Origin of the sequence: Mucilaginibacter sp. OK268 (assembly GCF_900103125.1) — a bacterium.
Taxonomy (GTDB): domain Bacteria; phylum Bacteroidota; class Bacteroidia; order Sphingobacteriales; family Sphingobacteriaceae; genus Mucilaginibacter.
Window position 1 is genome coordinate 1 of sequence record NZ_FNJV01000017.1, and the last position, 18,451, is coordinate 18,451.

General features: G+C 45.5%; 13 protein-coding genes. 4 read left to right on the top strand and 9 right to left on the bottom strand.

Features of this window, described 5'->3' with window-relative positions; translation table 11 throughout:
• Positions 1 to 260: 260 nt before the first annotated feature.
• Positions 261 to 623, top strand: coding sequence for a TM2 domain-containing protein (locus tag BLR84_RS29480; RefSeq protein WP_090473867.1), 363 nt, complete (start codon positions 261 to 263; stop codon positions 621 to 623).
• Positions 624 to 822: 199 nt separating this feature from the next.
• Here BLR84_RS29480 and BLR84_RS29485 read toward each other — a convergent pair whose 3' ends face one another.
• Together BLR84_RS29485 and ppsA are read right to left on the bottom strand one after the other, a co-directional pair.
• Positions 823 to 2,478: a M28 family metallopeptidase gene (locus BLR84_RS29485; RefSeq protein WP_090473855.1), complete on the bottom strand. Its 1,656-nt coding sequence runs from the start codon at positions 2,476 to 2,478 to the stop codon at positions 823 to 825.
• Between the two features lie 154 nt (positions 2,479 to 2,632).
• A complete protein-coding gene (gene ppsA, locus BLR84_RS29490) occupies positions 2,633 to 5,083 on the bottom strand; it encodes a phosphoenolpyruvate synthase (RefSeq protein ID WP_090473856.1) in 2,451 nt (816 codons plus the stop codon).
• A gap of 283 nt (positions 5,084 to 5,366) precedes the next feature.
• Between ppsA and BLR84_RS29495 the strand changes: the two genes are divergently transcribed.
• Positions 5,367 to 6,257: a helix-turn-helix domain-containing protein gene (locus BLR84_RS29495; protein ID WP_090473857.1), complete on the top strand. Its 891-nt coding sequence runs from the start codon at positions 5,367 to 5,369 to the stop codon at positions 6,255 to 6,257.
• Positions 6,258 to 6,431: 174 nt separating this feature from the next.
• On the opposite strand, the gene serS is transcribed toward BLR84_RS29495, so the two are convergent.
• A complete protein-coding gene (gene serS / locus BLR84_RS29500) occupies positions 6,432 to 7,703 on the bottom strand; it encodes a serine--tRNA ligase (RefSeq protein WP_090473858.1) in 1,272 nt (423 codons plus the stop codon).
• A 170-nt stretch (positions 7,704 to 7,873) separates the two neighbouring features.
• Between serS and rsmI the strand changes: the two genes are divergently transcribed.
• Positions 7,874 to 8,596: a 16S rRNA (cytidine(1402)-2'-O)-methyltransferase gene (gene rsmI, locus BLR84_RS29505; RefSeq protein ID WP_090473859.1), complete on the top strand. Its 723-nt coding sequence runs from the start codon at positions 7,874 to 7,876 to the stop codon at positions 8,594 to 8,596.
• A 207-nt stretch (positions 8,597 to 8,803) separates the two neighbouring features.
• Positions 8,804 to 10,429, top strand: coding sequence for an apolipoprotein N-acyltransferase (gene lnt / locus BLR84_RS29510; RefSeq protein ID WP_090473860.1), 1,626 nt, complete (start codon positions 8,804 to 8,806; stop codon positions 10,427 to 10,429).
• Between the two features lie 201 nt (positions 10,430 to 10,630).
• Here the strand turns inward: lnt and BLR84_RS29515 are convergent, their stop codons facing one another.
• The 6 genes from BLR84_RS29515 to BLR84_RS29540 all read right to left on the bottom strand — a co-directional run bounded on the left by BLR84_RS29515 (position 10,631) and on the right by BLR84_RS29540 (position 18,192).
• On the bottom strand, positions 10,631 to 11,485 hold the full coding sequence (locus BLR84_RS29515) for a BadF/BadG/BcrA/BcrD ATPase family protein (RefSeq protein WP_090473861.1): 855 nt from the start codon (positions 11,483 to 11,485) through the stop codon (positions 10,631 to 10,633).
• Positions 11,482 to 11,862 carry a response regulator gene (locus BLR84_RS29520; RefSeq protein WP_090473862.1) on the bottom strand — a complete coding sequence of 127 codons (381 nt, stop codon included), beginning with the start codon at positions 11,860 to 11,862 and terminating at the stop codon, positions 11,482 to 11,484. The genes BLR84_RS29515 and BLR84_RS29520 overlap by 4 nt, the downstream gene beginning before the upstream one ends.
• 66 nt (positions 11,863 to 11,928) lie before the next feature.
• The gene (locus tag BLR84_RS29525; RefSeq protein WP_090473863.1) at positions 11,929 to 13,245 is read right to left on the bottom strand and encodes a TolC family protein; all 1,317 of its coding nucleotides are present in this window, start codon (positions 13,243 to 13,245) and stop codon (positions 11,929 to 11,931) included.
• Between the two features lie 98 nt (positions 13,246 to 13,343).
• Positions 13,344 to 16,469, bottom strand: coding sequence for an efflux RND transporter permease subunit (locus BLR84_RS29530; protein WP_090473864.1), 3,126 nt, complete (start codon positions 16,467 to 16,469; stop codon positions 13,344 to 13,346).
• Between the two features lie 171 nt (positions 16,470 to 16,640).
• Positions 16,641 to 17,723 (bottom strand): efflux RND transporter periplasmic adaptor subunit, encoded by a 1,083-nt coding sequence (locus BLR84_RS29535; protein ID WP_090473865.1) that lies wholly within the window; start codon positions 17,721 to 17,723, stop codon positions 16,641 to 16,643.
• A 34-nt stretch (positions 17,724 to 17,757) separates the two neighbouring features.
• Positions 17,758 to 18,192 (bottom strand): MarR family winged helix-turn-helix transcriptional regulator, encoded by a 435-nt coding sequence (locus BLR84_RS29540; RefSeq protein ID WP_090473866.1) that lies wholly within the window; start codon positions 18,190 to 18,192, stop codon positions 17,758 to 17,760.
• Between the last annotated feature and the right edge of the window lie 259 nt (positions 18,193 to 18,451).

Consider the following 18,451-nt stretch of genomic DNA (forward strand, 5'->3'; position numbering starts at 1 on the left):
AGTAAGAAATAAAATCATCCATCGAATCTTCGCTGTTATTAAAAACCAAGTACCTTACCAAAAGCATTTGTTTGTATCATAGAAATCGCAATGACGCGTGGTGAGTGCGACAAAAGGCGAACATTAAAAGAATCTTTCACCGTTAAAATTTCCCCACTCACCGACTTGTTCCCGCTGCTAACCAGTTTTCCATAGGCTTGTTTTGCTTATCGCAATACCTTTATATCATCAAACAAACGATAACCTTAAAAGCTACTAAAATGAACACTTACCCAAACCCATATATGATGTTCGACGGAATGACACCCGAAGAGTTTTCCTTTTTACAACAGGCAACAGCATCATTAACAGAAAATCAACAGCGGTATTTTATAAATATTTACGGCGGTAAAAGAAGAAATCCGCAGGATATTATGCTGGCTACTTTACTTGGTTTTGTAGGTGTATCCGGAGTACAACGTTTCATGACCGACCAGATAGGCATGGGCTTGGTGTACTTTTTTACTGCCGGCTTTTGTTTTATAGGAACCATTGTCGACCTGATCAACTACAAAAACATCGCTACCGATTACAACAAACAAATGGCTTTCGAAAGCTTCAACATCGCTAAAATGAGCAACTAAATAAGCCCTTTGTGGGTGATAGTTTCACTATATATATACAATAAAAAAATCCACCTTCTGTTACGGGGTGGATTTTTTAGTTTGTAAAAGAAGAATGGTCATGCTGAACTTGTTTCAGCATCCCACAGGACAATTGGCCATTATAACGCAACCATGCTAATGAGATGCCGAAACAAGTTCGGCATGACCCGGAGAAATATTATTTCGCCAACGCCTTATCCCTTACAGCCTTAAATTCCGAATGAGGTTTCCAGCCGGGGAAGGTAGTTTCGTTGCTAAGCTTGGTGCCTATCCGGTAAAGGATATCAGCTATCTGTGCCATACCGGTAGCGTCCATGTCCGCACTGTAATTATCGGCCGGCTGATGGTAGCGCTGCTCGTTGTATTCCTTTTGCTTGTCTTCACCATAGGATGCGCCCTGTGTTTTGCTTACGCTGCCATTGTTAATGTCAAGGGCCGGAACACCCAGCTTGGCAAAGTTAAAATGATCAGACCGGTAATAGCTGCCCGCACCTGGGTGACGGTCGCCTACGGTGGTGAGGCCATCCTGTTTGGCTATATCGGCCACATAATCTTCCAGGTCGTTTTGGCCCTTACCGGTTATGGCTATGTCTTTGGTTTCGCCATAGCTGCCCAGGGCGTCCATGTTCAGGTCGGCAATGGTTTTGTTGAGTGGATAAACAGGGTGGGTGGCATAATATTCAGAACCCAGCAAGCCCTGCTCCTCGGCGGTTACCGCTAAAAATACGATGGAACGTTTGGGTTTATCTTTAGCCTGCTGAAATGCTTTGGCTACGCTGATGATAGCGGCTACACCACTGGCATTATCCACAGCGCCGTTATAAATACTGTCGCCTTTGGCATCAGGTTTTCCGATACCCAGGTGGTCCCAGTGGGCGGTATACAAAATGTATTCGTTAGGCGATGTGCTGCCTTTGATAGTACCGATAACATTATGCGATGTAGAATATTTAAGCTTGTTGTTGATAGTTAAAGAAACCGACCTATTAAGAGGCACAGCCTTGAAACTTTTGCTGCGGGCAATGGCGCGCAGATCGCCGGTAATACCTGCATCTGCGAATAGTTTCTTGGCGGCGTCTTCGGTGATCCAGCCTTCCACCTTACAACGCGACATGTGTTTGTCTGCCTGGGTAAGATAAAGTTTAGCACCCGAATTACTGTTGGATACTACTTCCCATCCATAGCTGGCTGGTTCTGTTTGATGCACAATAATAACACCAGCAGCGCCCTGGCGAGCTGCTTCTTCAAATTTGTAGGTCCAACGGCCATAATAGGTCATGGTATCGCCTTTAAATATGGTTGGGTCGCCGCTTTTAAAGCCGGGATCATTTACCAATACTACCACCGTTTTGCCTTTTACGTCCAGACCGGCATAATCATTCCAGTGAAATTCGGGGGCAACAATGCCGTAACCCGCAAAAACAAGGGGAGAGTTTTTAAGCTGTACAGAATCAACCTCGCGGCGACTAAAGGTTACAAAATCGGTCAATTTATGCAAGCTCATAGGCGATTTGCCGCCGCCGATCTCCATGATTTCTGAAGGCTGACTGGTAATCTCCACCATAGGTACATCCTGTAAATAGCTTCCGTTATTGCCAGGCTCCAAACCGGCTTTTTTAAACTCGGATGAGATATAGGCGATGGCTTTGTTTTCGCCGGGAGTAAAAGGCTTGCGACCCAGGAGCGAATCATTGGCCAGTATGGCGATGTGTGATTTGATCTCCTCTGGAGTTATAGCTTTAGCCGTTTCCTGATCCTCTTTTTTATTCTGGCTGCATCCGGCCAGCAGGGCAATGCCGCCTATGGCCAATAGGTAATGGTATTTGTTTTTCATTAGGGATAATTAATGTGTTTATCCCAAATGTACTTAAAGGAAATGCTTAGTGCAAACGAGAGTGACAATGACGCGCCGTGACAACAACAAAAAGCGGCCCCCTAAAAGCCGCTTTTGTTTTGTTATTTGTTTTTGTCGGTACTATGAAACTTGGTTAGGCTATCTGCCGCTGTTGGTAAGCAGCCTGGTCTTCAATTTTTTTGATCGCTTCAACTGTTTTCAGGAACGAATCGGGGGTTATGGAGATGCTGTCGATGCCCTCTTCAACCAGGAACTGGGCAAAGTCGGGATAATCTGATGGGCCCTGACCGCAGATCCCCACCTTGATGCCGGCTTTTTTTGCCGCCTTGATCAGCTGCGATATCATCATTTTTACAGCCTCATTGCGTTCGTTATAAATGTCAGCCACCAGGGCTGAGTCGCGATCGAGCCCGAGCACCAGTTGGGTCAGATCGTTTGATCCGATAGAGAAACCATCAATATACCGGGCAAACTGATCGGCCAGTATCACGTTGGATGGGACCTCGGCCATCAGGTATACCTCCAATCCGTTTTCACCGCGAACCAGTCCATATTCCTTCATGGTTTCATAAACCCGCAACAGCTCATTAATGGTACGGCAAAAAGGGATCATCACCACCACATTTTTTAGCCCCATGGTTTCGCGCACTTTTTTTATGGCGCGGCATTCCATACCAAAGGCCTCTTTATAAGCAGCGGAGTAATAGCGCGAAGCCCCCCGCCACCCGATCATTGGGTTTTCTTCTGATGGTTCAAAGTAACTACCGCCAGGCATACTGGCATATTCGTTGGTTTTAAAATCAGAGAACCGTACAATCACCTTATGCGGATAAAAGGCTGAAGCTATTTTACCAATCCCGAAGGAGAGCTTGTCTATAAAATATGTTTGCTCATCGGCATAGCCTTTAATGGTATCTTCAATCAGCGAGGTTAAGGCTTCGTCTTTCAACTCGCGGTGTTGCAGCAGGGCCTGCGGGTGTATTTTAATATAATTGCTGATGATAAATTCTTCGCGCGCCAGGCCCACCCCGCAATGCGGATAACCAGCCAGTTTAAAAGCGATATCGGGGGAGGCCACGTTCATCATGATGGGGGTATCAACCGCGGGCAGCGTGCTCAGATCATACTCCTGTATTTTAAACGGAATCTCCCCGGCATAGATGTAGCCGTTTTCGCCCTCGGCACAGGATACCGTTACCTGCTGACCGGTGCTTAATAACTCCGTAGCATTACCGCAGCCTACAATGGCCGGTACGCCTAACTCTCGTGCCACAATGGCGGCATGGCAAGTACGCCCGCCTTTATTGGTGACAATAGCCGCCGCCTTTTTCATCAAAGGTTCCCAATCAGGGTCGGTCATGTCGGTTACCAGCACATCGCCGGCCTTAAAATTCAGTTGCGCCAGGGAAATGGTATCCGCGTTCTCCAGCAGATGCACCCGTCCGGTAGCAATTTTATCGCCAACGGCAATACCCTGCAACAGTAACTGCGTGCTTTTAGCCTTGGCATCCATGGTGAAGATCTGCAGGGTCTGCTGTGCTTTGCGAGAGTGGATGGTTTCTGGCCGGGCCTGTACAATATAAAGCTGCTGGGTTTCACCATCAACCGCCCATTCCACATCCATAGGGCACCATTTACCTTTAAGGGCGGTGTAATAGTTTTCGATGGCCACCACCCAGGCGGCCAGTTGCAAAGCCATATCATCCGTAAGGCAAAAACGCTCTCTTTCTGCTTCGGTGGTGGGTACCACTTTTACACGCGGCTCGTTGGCTTCGCCGTAAACCATTTTACTATCCTTGGTGCCTAATTTTTTTTCAATCAAAGGGCGGAGATTCGGTTTTCCGAGCAGGGGTTTAAATATGGTAAATTCATCGGGCTTTACGGCTCCCTGAACAACCATTTCGCCCAGGCCAAAAGCGCCGTTGATCACCACCACATCTTTAAAACCACTTTCTGTATCGAGCGAAAATGCAACACCAGAAGCTCCAATATCGGAGCGCACCATTTTTTGCACACATACCGAAAGCCCAATCTGGAAATGATCATAGCCAAAACTTTTGCGGTAGCTAATGGCGCGATCGGTAAACAGTGATGCAAAGCAATTGCGTATGGCATCCAGCAGTTCGTTGGTGCCGGCAATATTTAAATAAGTATCCTGTTGCCCGGCAAAAGAAGCATCGGGCAGGTCTTCGGCAGTAGCGGATGAACGTACAGCCACATCAACATCCATTTTCTGGTAATAGGCACACAAAGCATCATAAGCATCGGCAACCTGCATTTTGATCTCTTCAGGGAATTCTCCATCGCGGATAAGCCTGCGGATTGTTCCGCCGCATTGTTTAAGCTGCGCCAGGTCATCCACATCTGTTGCGCTGATGAGGGTACTGATCAGCACGTCGAGTTGGTTGTATTTTATAAAACTGTAATAAGCATCGGCAACAACAATAAATCCAAAAGGGATGTCGATACCTAATAGCTTCAAATTTTGAAGCATTTCGCCAAGAGAGGCGTTTTTGCCGCCAACACGATCAATATCGTTGATGCCGGCCTCGTTTAGCTGCAAAATATAGTTTGTTGTTTCCATCCTTAAATAATTTTGAATTATTGATTTAGTGAATTAGCGATTTTTACATACCTGGTGCGTGTTAAAACCAAGACTACTTCATCTGCTTTTCTTCAACAAAACTATCGGATAAAACGTTCGGAAACGAGAGTTTATATACCATAAATAATACTATATTAACCATTTTTATCTATTTTTGAATTATATAAGTGATAATAATATAATTTCTAAAATGGAGTAAAGGTTTTCGGAACCAGGAACAAAGAATTTTATAATCACTAATTCACTAAATCAATAATTAAAAATGAAGGCAAGGTTAAAAAAGCTCAGTACCCCGGCTAACCAGTCGTTCAGCCTGCAGCTTACCGCGCATTATCATTCTTATAACGAATTACATTATCACCCCGAAATTGAGCTCATTTACATTATGGAAGGGCATGGGGTACTGTTGGTGGGCGATAAAATAGAACCTGTTGCCGCCGGCGATCTGCTGCTGATTGGCGGAAACCTGCCTCATTTATTCCGGTTTGATAGCCATACTTTTGAATACCCTTTGCAAAAGCAAGGCCGGATAAAGCTGCCGGTACAATTGCTCACATTACATTTTAACCCCGATATATTTGGCGGACAGTTTATCAATTTGCCCGAAAATGAATACCTGCGTACCGCGATACGTCGGGCCGGGAACGTACTCGCGTTTCAGGGCAGTTTGCGTATTCGCTTAATTGTTTTGTTAAACCAATTGCTTCAGGCTGCTGCCAGCGAACGGATCCCTTTACTGATGCAATTACTGGCATCCATTGCCAGCGAGAAAGAATATCGATCTTTAAACCCGCAGATACAGCAACAGACTTTTAACGCGGGCGACGAAACCCGGCTCACCAAAGTTTATCTGTATACCCTTAATAATTTTCACCGCGTTATTACCCTGAAGGAAATAGCGGCAGTTATTTATATGGTGCCCAATGCCTTTTGCCGGTATTTTAAATCGCGGGTGCACAAAAGCTATTTTGATTTTTTGCTGGAAGTGCGCGTGAACCATGCCTGCAAGCTGCTGAAAGAAACGGACTACAGCATTGTGATTATCAGTTACGAATCGGGTTTCTCTAACCTCTCCAATTTTAACCGGCATTTTAAGGCGATTACGGGGAAAAAGCCCTTGGCGGTAAGGAAAGAGTTTCAGCGTTATTTGTAGACCTCTCCCAACCCTCTCCAAAGGAGAGGGCTTTAGAACAAATAAAAATGCGTCATTGCGAGGTACGAAGCAATCTCTATGCTGTACAGAGCGAACTTTTATGGTTGACCTGCCTGTGTAGAGATTGCTTCGTACCTCGCAATGACGTGGTTGAAGAATTTTTATGAGGATTATTTAATCAATCCACTCAAATTTGGTATACGGTACCAATGCCTCCGGTACCCGGATGCCTTTTTCGGTTTGGTTGTTTTCCAGCAGGGTGGCCACAATGCGGGGCAGGGCCAGGGCGCTGCCGTTGAGGGTGTGGGCCAGCTGGGTTTTACCTTCGGTATTACGGAAACGCAGTTTAAGGCGATTACTCTGGAAGGTTTCAAAGTTGGATACGGATGAAACCTCCAGCCAGCGTTGCTGTGCGGCGCTCCAGGTTTCCATATCATAGGTTAAAGCAGAGCCAAAACCCATATCGCCGCCGCAAAGGCGTAATACACGGTAAGGCAAGCCTAATTTTTGCAGCAGGCCCTGCACATGGGCGCTCATCTGTTCCAAAACTTCGTAGGAGCGGTCGGGTTGTACTACTTGTACAATTTCTACTTTATCAAACTGGTGCAAACGGTTTAGGCCACGTACATGCGCGCCATAAGAACCGGCTTCGCGACGGAAACATGGCGTATGTCCGCAGTTTTTTACCGGCAGGTCTTCACCTTTTAGTATCACATCGCGGTACATGTTGGTGATGGGCACTTCGGCTGTTGGTATCAGGTATAAATTATCAATACCAACATGATACATCTGTCCTTCCTTATCCGGTAATTGTGATGTGCCAAAGCCAGATGCTTCGTTCACCATCAGGGGTACGCTTACTTCGCTATAGCCCGCTTTTTCGGCTTCGTCAATAAAAAAGTTGATGAGGGCACGCTGTAGCTTAGCGCCCTTATTTTTATATACGGGGAAACCGGCACCGGTTATTTTAACACCCAGTTCAAAGTCAATCAGGTTATATTTTGCGGCCAGCTCCCAATGCGGCAGGGCATCGGCAGGTAGGTTGGGTTTTGAACCATTTTCCAATACTACTTCGTTCTCCTCGGGAGTTAAACCTTTGGGTACAGAGCTATGGGGCAGGTTGGGTAATAAAACCAGCTTCTGGTATAGGTCTTCTTCAATAGTGGCCAGCTGATCGCCCAGTTTTTTGATGTCTTCTTTCCAGGCACCTGTTTTGGCTTTGATGGTTTCTGCTTCGTCTTTTTTACCCGCGCGCATCAGGTCGCCAATTTGTTTGGCGGCTGCATTGGCTTCGGCCGAAACGTTATCCATACTGGTTTGAGTTTGACGGCGTTTATCGTCTAACTGAATTATTTCATCAACCAGTTCGGTCTGTTTAAAATTTTTTACAGCCAAACGTTCTAAAACCTGTTCCCGGTTATCGCGGATATAACTAACTTGCAGCATTATTTTATTTTTAGGCAAAGATATAAATAAGTCGATAGTCCATAGACTATAGTCAATAGATTTTAAGATGTGGTCGATAGACCATGGTCCATGGACGATAGTTGATGGAAATCGGGCATGCAGATAAAATCTATGGACTATGGACCATCGTCTATGGACAAAATATAACCATGAACGAAAAAGGTAAACTATACTTAGTACCCACCCCAATAGGCAACCTGGAGGATATTACCTTGAGGGCCATACGTGTTTTGAAGGAGGCCGATCTGATACTGGCTGAGGACACACGTACATCGGCGCCATTGCTGAAACATTTTGATATCCATCAGAAAGTGTTTTCGCACCATCAGCATAATGAGCACCAATCATCCAACGAAATAGTAAAGTTTTTGCTGGAAGGGAAAAACATCGCGCTGATATCTGACGCGGGAACGCCTGCCATATCCGATCCGGGTTTTTACCTGGTGCGCGAGGCCCTGAAATTTGATATCGCGGTAGAATGTCTGCCCGGAGCTACGGCTTTTGTACCCGCGCTGGTGAATTCCGGGTTTCCTACGGATAAGTTTTGTTTTGAAGGTTTTTTACCGCTGAAAAAAGGCCGCCAGACACGGTATAAATTTTTGGCCGGGGAGGAACGCACGATTATACTTTATGAATCGCCGCACCGTTTACTGAAAACACTGGACGAAATGGCGACTTATTTTGGTGCCGAACGCCAGCTATCCGTATCGCGAGAGCTGACCAAAATGTTCGAGGAAACTGTTCGGGGTACGGTAGCCGAGGTGAAATTATATTATGAAACACATCCCGCAAAAGGGGAATTCGTGATTTGTGTGGCTGGGGCCGAAGCCAAAACATCGAAGAATAAATATAAAGACGACGAAGAGGAGTAAAAAGAGGGCCTGTCACCCTGAGCTTGTCGAAGGACGCGCGCAGAAGCCTGCCCACCATGCTTTAAAAAAATAAAAAATATGTCATTGCGAGGAGGAACGACGAAGCAATCTCGTAGCTATTCTTATTAATGAAAACGCGAGGAGATTGCCACGCTGCGCTCGCAATGACATACTGGTTTTTCTCCCGATCAATAGGATAAATAACAAATGAAAAAAAATCTTCCTTTAGCCATACTTTCCGGATTGGTGTTGTGGATAGCATGGCCACCTACGCCTTATACTACTTTTTTGCTGTTTATTGGTTTTGTGCCCATGCTGCTGGCGATGGAAAACATCATCCAATCCACATTGGCTAAAAAGGGAAAAAAAATATTCACCCTAAGCTTTATTGGCTTTTTTATCTGGAATGTGGGCTCTGTTTACTGGGTGTACAACGCGCTAAAAATAGTGGGCGACCTGGTGGCTATCCCAATTTCGCTGATCCCGTATTCGCTGGGGCCATTGCTCATGGCTTTGGCTTGCTGGCTGTATTACCGCTTACGATTGGTAACCGGCAGGGGCTGGAGTTTAGCCGGCCTGGTTTGCTTATGGATAGGCTACGAATACCTGCACCAGAGCTGGGACCTCAACTTCCCCTGGATGACCCTGGGCAATGGGTTCGCGGTGAGCCACCAGTGGATACAATGGTACGAGTATACCGGTGTTTATGGCGGTACCATTTGGGTATGGGCTGTAAACATACTGGCTTTTTTAATTTATATAGGATTACGCGAAGCCCAGGATAAAAAGCTGCGACTAAAGCTAATTACCGCGTTTGTACTGACAATTTTGCTACCGCTCAGCTTTTCGTTATTTACTTACTACAACTATACCGAGCAAAAAAACCCATCGAACGTGGTGGCGGTTCAGCCCAATATCGATCCTTATGCAAAAGAGAACGACATCCCCGCAAATCTGCAGATCGATATCATGATCCACCTGTCGCGGAGTGTGGCCCAGCCCAATACCGAGTTTTTTTTGTGGCCCGAGACCGCCATTCCGGAGTATATGAACGAGGATGGTATCAACAACAATATTTACTTTAAACAGGCGCAATACTTTTTACGCAAATACAAAAACAGTACTTTGATAACCGGGGGCGAAACTTACCGGTTTTATAATAACAGGGCAACACCAACTGCCAGTGCAACACAACAGCCCGGTGTATTCGCAGATAATTTTAGTTCGGCTATCGGTATCGAAAATAGCGGCAATGTGCAGATCTACCATAAATCGCGACTGGTGCCGGGTGCTGAATCGCTGCCTTTTGGCAACACCTTATCCTTCCTGAAACCAGTATTTGAGCATTTGGGTGGTGCCACGGGGGCTTATGGCCCTCAAGCAGATGCGGATGTGTTTTACTCACAAAGCGGTATCGGTGCCGATCCGGTGATCTGTTTTGAATCTATCTGGGGCGAATATGTAGCGCGTTCAGTGCGGAAAGGCGCGCAGTTCATCGCCATTATTACCAACGATGGCTGGTGGGAAAATACATCGGGTAAAGACCAGCACTTGGATTATGCCAAGCTGAGGGCTATTGAAACCCGTCGCTGGGTGGCGCGCTCGGCCAATACGGGTATCTCGGCTTTTATCAACCAGCGTGGCGACATCGTACAGCAAACCAAATGGTGGACACAGGCTGCCATTAAACAGGATATCAACTTGAACTCCGAGCTTACCTTTTATGTAGAGCATGGTGATTATCTGCCTAAAGCAGGTAGCTTTATTGCTGTTTTGCTGATTGGGTTTATTGGGGTAAGGGGGAGGTTTAGGAAGAGGGTGGCGGTTGCCTGATTTTTTCTTTACCCGTATATTCCTCATGTCATTGCGAGCGTAGCGTGGCAATCTCATCGCGTTCATCTACATACGACGAGATTGCTTCGTCGTTCCTCCTCGCAATGACATATTCTTTGTAAATGATCGAGTTTTTATCTTAATGTAAACGGACCTTTAGAGTCCTCTGGTTTTGAGGCTCAGGATGACGGGCAGATTCAATTATTCCTCGTTCCTCTTCAGAATAAATGCCATCAGATCATTGATCGGCTGCTTGATCACTTTGCCGGTTTTTACACCCTGTTGATGGCAAAGCGTAGTTAACTCCTCGGCAAAAAAGTAGGCGATGGAGCCCACAAAATGACATTTGTAACGGTGGTATTCGGGGTACGATTTGATATTGCTGTCAATAAACTCCAATAAGCCCCTTTCCAGCAATTCCTGCCCGTAGGGCGTGGTTTTTATTTCGCTTACAAAACGCGAGAACGAGGCCAGGTAAGTGTTGGCATTGGGCCGCTGATACACATTCTTGATCACTATCTCTTTATTCAACCCGTATGCTTTATCAAATGCCTCGTTGATATCGGCGGGCATATTGCCATACAGGAAATCGGTGATCAAGGCCTTGCCAAACCAGGTGCCGGAGCCTTCGTCGCCTAAAACAAAGCCCAGGCCATGCTGGCCGTCGTGGATGTTTTCGCCATCAAAATAGGAGATGTTTGACCCCGTGCCCATTACACAACAAATGCCTTTTTCGTGCCCGCAGGTGGCATAGGCGCAACCTAAAAGGTCACTGTCTACACTGATAAAAGCTTTGCTGAACAACTGGCTGATAGCGTTTGAAACGATCTCGTGCCTGTCCGGACTGGAGCAGCCGGCCCCAAAAAAATATATTTCGGAAATATCATTCGCATATGCCACCATATCAGGCGCCTGGTCCTGTATTATTTTGGCTATTTCTTTTTCTGTTAAAAAGTATGGGTTTAATCCGGCGGTTTTGAATGATACTGGCTCTTGTTGTGGGATACTGAGCAACCAGTCTGTTTTTGAAGATCCGCTATCGGCAACTAAGATCATGGACAAATTTCTTCGAGCGCTTTAACTGTTAATGGCTTATGTATAAACTGTGTAATATACTTGTTTCCTACCGACTCTTTCCTATCTGTTGGGTCAAGGGAAGAAGAAAGCATAAATATTTTAATATTTTTTTTATCGATCAAAAGCGTATCGTATTCCTCTAAAAACTCAAAACCACTCATCTGGGGCATACGGACATCTAAAAAGATAACATCGGGTTTTATAGTACCCTCCCGGAGCGAATTTATAGCTTCGGCAGGCGATTGTCTTACAATGATCTGCTCTGCGAAGTTACTGTTTTCCAAAATCCTGCGCGTAACAAAGTTGTCGATGTAATTATCATCAATCAACAGGCAGGTTTTGTAGGGGATTAACATTGTTTCAAAAATAGCTTTTTAAAGCAATTTAAGAAACATACCCCATAAATAAATACTTATTAGTACTTAATTAATATTAATACTGCTGGTGATCTGTTTTAAAGTTACTTCTGCAAGTTTTGACTGATACTGAGCCGCAAAGAACTTGGATTGCGCATCCAGGTAATTACGCTGGGCTTCCCGTATTTCTAAGGGCGTAATATTACCCAGCTTATATTTTTCTAATGATATATCCAGGTTCTTTTTAGCGATGGTAACGTTGGCCTGCCCCAGTTTAATCAGATCCAAACCAGATAAATAACTCACAAAAAAGTTATTGATCTGTGCTTCTACGTTCAGTCGGGTTTGTTTGGCGCTGATATTGGCATTGTCGATCTGTATTTTCGCGTTCTTTTCGCGTCGGTTTTGGTTAAAGCCATCAAAAATATTAATAGAGGCGGTCAACCCATAATTTAAGCCATGTACATTTTGCGACAAGGTAAAGCCAGCCGGTGTTTTGCTATTAGAAAAAGTATAGCCCGATGTTAAACCCACCTGCGGGTACCGGGTTGAGCGCACCTGTTTCAGGTTGATCTCGGCCAGGCGTTTATTGATCTGTGCCGATAAAATGGCCGGGTTTTGTAACTGGGCGCTGTTGATGATCTCGGCAAGGGTTAACTTATCATCAATCAAAATGGTATCGGCTACCGTGAAATCGGTTTGCAGATCTCGGATCAATAGCTGGTTAAGCTGTATTTTGATAGCCTTGAACTGCTGGTATTGCGTAACCAGATTAGCCGTATCGGTATTGAGGTTAACCTGCGCGTTCAATACATCAAGTCCCGAGGCGCGACCAACCTTGTACTTGTCGTTAGCATAACGCAATTGCGTGCGCGAAATATCTATAGCCCCTTTGAGCGCTTTGATCTGCTCGTTTTGGTTGATGAGGTCATAATAGGTAGTGATCACACTGGCAACGGTGGTTTGGATGGTATCCTTTAACCGTATAGCGCCTAAGGTATCAACGGTTTTTAACTGATCATAGGTGGCAAACATGTTAAAGCCGTCAAAAATGGTCCAGTTAAGGTTTACGCCATAACTATTATTGGAGTTATGGGCATTGATATTATTCACAGTACCATCGTTACGTGTTTGCTTGGTGTTTTGCCGACTGTTGTTGGTGGCAAAATTGCCGGTAAGCTGCGGTAAAACACCCGCGTTACCCAGGGTAACATTATTTGCCGCTATGGTAGAGTTATTTTGCGACAGCTTGATATTATAGTTGTTTTTAAGCGCGATTTCAACAGCCTCTTTCAGCGTAAGCAAAGGGGCATCCTGCGCCCAGGCCGTTATGCTAAAAACCAGGCTGCAAAAAATAAAGAAAACTATTTTTTTGATGATCATATTTTTTTTATTTCGGAGTTCGGATTTTCGAATTCGGATTTATCTTTTGTTTGTTTTCAATCATTCGCTTTTGGCTTTGTGCCTTCTGCTTTTAGCTTTCAAAGGTTTTCAATCAATAGAGGTGTTTTAGTCTCGTTTGCTTCCGTGTCTTCCGGTTCATGCTCGGGATCACGACGGGTTTTGGAGGCGAAGATCACATACATCAGCGGGATAATATAAAGGGTAAGCACCAGTGAGAACAGCATCCCACCCATAATTACTATACCTAATGATACACGGCTTTTGGCACCCGCGCCCAATGCAAACGCGATAGGCACAGAGCCCAGCACCACGGCCAAACTGGTCATTAATATCGGGCGTAAACGAGCGGTAGCGGCCTCAATTGCGGCTTCATATTTAGCAACGCCGTGTTCCATGCGCTGATTGGCAAATTCCACAATGAGGATACCGTTTTTGGTTACCAAGCCCACCAGGGTAATGATACCGATCTCGCTGAAAATATTGAGCGTTTGGTTAAACAGCCATAGGGATAAAAACGCACCCGAAATGGCCAGCGGTACGGTGAGCATCACAATAAATGGATCCATAAAGCTCTCGAACTGGGCCGCCAAAACCAGGTATATCAGCAACAGTGCAAAACCAAAGGCGAATAAGATGTTTGATGAACCCTCGGCATAATCCCGTGAAGGGCCGCTTAGGGCGGTGCTGAAGGTATCGTCCAATATTTCTTTGGATATGCGGTCCATCTCTTTGATACCATCACCAACGGTACGACCGGGTGCTAATCCCGCAGATACCGTAGCCGATTTATAACGGTTAAAGTGATAAATAGCCGGAGGTGTTGCACCTTCGGTCACTTTTACCACGTTATCCAGCTGTACCAGGCCGCCCTTAGTGCTGCGGAGGTAAACGGATTTCAGATCGAGCGGCTGATCGCGGTTGGCGCGATCCACCTGGGCAATTACCTGGTATTGTTTACCGTTGATCAGGAAATAATCCAGGCGGCCGGCACTATAATACAATTGCAGGGTTTGAGCGATATCATCAACAGACACCCCCAGGTCCCGTGCCCGGTCCCTGTCGGTAACTACCCTTAACTCGGGCTTGGTGAATTTGAGGTTGACGTCGGTTCCCTGAAATACCGGACTTTTGGATACTTCGGAGAAAAACTTAGGCAAGGCCTTGCGTATTTTTTCGAAATCCTGGTTCTGAATTACATATTGTATGGGTAGCGAAGTCCGGGCACCGCTACCGCCGCCGCTAATGGTTTGCTCTTGTATTACATTGGCGCGGGCATCGGGCATACGGCTTAGCTTTTTACTGAGCCAGTCGGCCAGTTGTTGCTGGGTGCGGCCACGTTCGTCGGGAGCTACCAAGCCGATACGACCAAAACCCGAGTTGGCCGAACCACCACCGAAGGATGGCGAAACGATCTCGAAATTAACTTTAGCCTCTGGAATGGAATCATCAACCAGTTGCGATACCTTATCCATGTATTTGGTCATGTACTCATAGGTAGCGCCTTCAGATCCGGTAACGCTGTAACGCAATAAGCTGCGGTCATCAAGCGGAGCCAGCTCAGACGGGATAACCTGTACCAAAACGCCAATGATAATAAGTGAAACCCCCAGGATCACGAAAGATACCCACTTTACCTTCATAAACTTAACCAGTGTTTCGGTATAGGAATTGGTCATGTTCACAAAGAAAGGCTCGGTACGCTCGTAAAACTTCGATTTTTTGTTGCTCTTGCGGATCAGCTTTACGTTCAGCATCGGTGTTAACGACAGGGACACAAACGCCGATATCAATACCGCGCCAGCCACCACTACCGCGAACTCGCGGAACAAACGGCCGGTAAAGCCCTGTAAAAACACAATAGGTAAAAACACCGCCGCCAGCGTAACCGAGGTGGATACAACCGCGAAAAAGATCTCGGCAGAACCTTCAAAGGCAGCCTTGCGAATGGCCATGCCGGCCTCCACCTTTTTATAGATGTTCTCGGTTACCACAATACCGTCATCCACCACCAGGCCCGTTGCCAGTACAATGCCCAGCAGGGTTAATATATTAATGGAGAAACCAAAAATATACATGATGAAAAACGCGCCGATTAATGACACCGGAATATCGATCAATGGGCGGAAGGCGATAAGCCAATCGCGGAAGAAGAGGTAAATAATGATCACCACAAGCACAAATGATACGATCAGCGTTTCCTGTACTTCGGATATCGACTGGTTGATAAACCGTGTATTATCCAGCGCCACATTTACCTTAATATCCGGAGGAAGATCTTTTTTGATCTGGTCCAGACGTTTGTAAAAATCCTTGGCTATCTGTACATAGTTGGCGCCCGGCTGCGGCACAATGGCCAAACCGATCATCGGCACACCCGATTCCTTAAAAATGGTTTCCTCATTGGCCGATCCTAAAACGGCATAGCCCACATCGCGCAAACGCACCACACGGTTACTGTCTGATCGGATAATAAGGTCGTTAAAATCTTTTTCGGTAGATAATTTACCCAGGGCCCTGATGGTAACCTCGGTATTATTACCCTCAATTTTACCGGCAGGCAGCTCCACGTTCTCTTTAGTTAAGGCTGCGCCAATATCGGTTGCGGTAACACCCTGCGCGGTTAATTTATTTGGATCGATCCATAAACGCATGGCGTACTGGCGTTGTCCCTGTATGTTAATGGTACTTACGCCAGGGATGGTTTGCAGGCCTTCCTGTAATACGTTTTCGGCATAGTCATCCAGCTGATTAATGTTACGGGTATCACTCTGTACCTCCAGGGTGATGATCTGGTCGGCGCTGGCATCGGCTTTGGTAACTACCGGCGGCGCGTCAATATCTTGTGGCAATTGCCGTTGTGCCTGGCCAACTTTGTCGCGCACGTCGTTCGCGGCGGTTTCCAGATCGGCATCCAGGTCAAACTCTACAGTGATGTTACTGGAACCCACCGAACTGGTTGATGACAGGTTACGGATACCCGGAACACCGTTGATGGCTTTTTCCAGGGGCTCTGTGATCTGCGATTCAATTACATCGGCATTGGCGCCCGCGTAACTGGTGGATACCGAAATGATGGGCGGATCGACAGAAGGGAAATCCCGCACCCCTAAAAATTTATAGCCGATGATACCAAACACAACAATAACTACTGACATTACTGTTGCCAATACCGGCCGCTTTATACTGACTGAGGATAAACTCATATGGTTTAAGATTTAAGAACCAAGAGTCAAGAATCAAGAAAAAAAAGCAGACCTGTCTTTGTTGTAAATAAGCATTTGTTCTTATTACGGCTCTTGATTCTTGACTCTTGGTTCTTGATTCTATTTAAATTATTATTTCAATTCCTGATTCTTGGCTCTCGGTTCTTGATTCTATTTAATGACTTTAGCAATTTTTAAAGGAACCTTTGGCCGCATTTGTATAATGCCCGATACGACCACGCTGTCGCCCGGTTTCAGACCATCAATGATCTGTATTTTGGTATCGGTGCGCATATCGGTTTTTACCGGTTTGCTCACCGCAAAGCCATTTTGATAAACATAAACCAGGTTGCTTTTCAGGTCGGGGATAACGGCCTGGGTTGGCAGTAAAATAGTTTTAGCTATCTGATCAAGTGTTAAGTTAATTTTAGCAAAGCTGCCGGCTGTCAATAAACCTTTGGGATTTGGCGCTTTGGCCCGTACAGTAAGGGTGCGCGAGTTAACATCAATAGCAGGGTCAATAGCATACACCGTAGCCGTAAAGTTTTCCCTGGAGCTTTCGGTAGTGAACCTGATCTTGCTGCCCGGACCAATGATAGAAAGGTATCTTTCCGGAACAGAAAAAGTAACCTTTGCCGGATCGATATTAACCAGCTGCGCGATGGACGTTTGAGGCGACAGGTAACCACCCGGGCTCACATTCCTTAAGCCGATAGTGCCCGAAAACGGCGCCCTGATCTCGGTGCGTGTTATTTGCGCCTTGATCATATCGCCCTGTGCCCTTAATGAGTTTAAGGAAGTTAAAGAAGTATCATATTCCTGTTGACTGATGGCTTCTTTTTCCAACAATACTTTGTTGCGGTATTCATTTTGTTTGGCTAACGCTACCTGGTAGCTCACTTGTTTAAGCGATGCTTCCAGGTCCTGGTTATAAACTTTAACCAGCAATTGCCCTTTTTGCACTTTGCTGCCCTCGGTAAAATATATGCCGGTGATATTGCCGGCGGTTTGGCTTACCAGGTTTACCTTTTCGTTGGCATCAATTGAGCCGGTTACATCTATTATATTGTTTATAGTAGTATCCTTTACAATCATAATATTAACGGAAACGGGACCGTTCTTCTTTTTGCCGCCTTTGCCTCCGGCAGCTATAGCAGCAGCAGATTCCTTGGCGCTTTTGCTAAAGAACTTGTTGTAAATTAAGTATGCAACCAGCAAAGCCAGCGCGGTGTAAATGATATACCTTGTTCTCATATTAAATGGATCATTTTTGTGATTTAGTTTTTGATCAGGTTGTTGTTAAGGGTTTTATGTTGTTTTGCATTCGGAGTAATACACTTTCAAATATTTTCATATCCGCCTCAGATATCCCCTTAGTAATATCGGTATTAATGTTTTTAAAGGTGGCCACAATATGCGGAACCGCGAGCTTTGCTTTTTCGGTAACTTTCAACAATTGTTCGCGGCGGTCGTTCGGGTTGTTTTCCCGGTAAACAAATCCTTTGGTAGAGAGTAGATTAATGATGCTTACAATGGCCGATTTATCCTTGCCTAGTATTTCGGCCAGCGCTTTTTGTGATAATTGCCCATCATGATAGTAAATCAGCGATAACACATAATGATAGCGGTCTACGTCCAGGTGTTTTGTACTTTTAGCGAGCAGGCTTTGGTACAATTTACCAAGACGTATCAGTTTGCGGGATATGGGTTCTATTAGCGACATTATAAGGTGGCACAAACTTAATCAGTAGACAGCATAAATAGTTGTATGTATCAACCATTTTACAAGGTTAATTTTAGGTTATCTAATGTGATAGGAGCCTACTTACCGAGCGGGGTGCAGCCGACTCATCCCGGCATCGCTATAAAGTATAACAAATTAAAATCATGTCATTGCGATTTCTATGATACAAACAAATGCTTTTGGTAAGGTACTTGGTTTTTAATAACAGCGAAGATTCGATGGATGATTTTATTTCTTA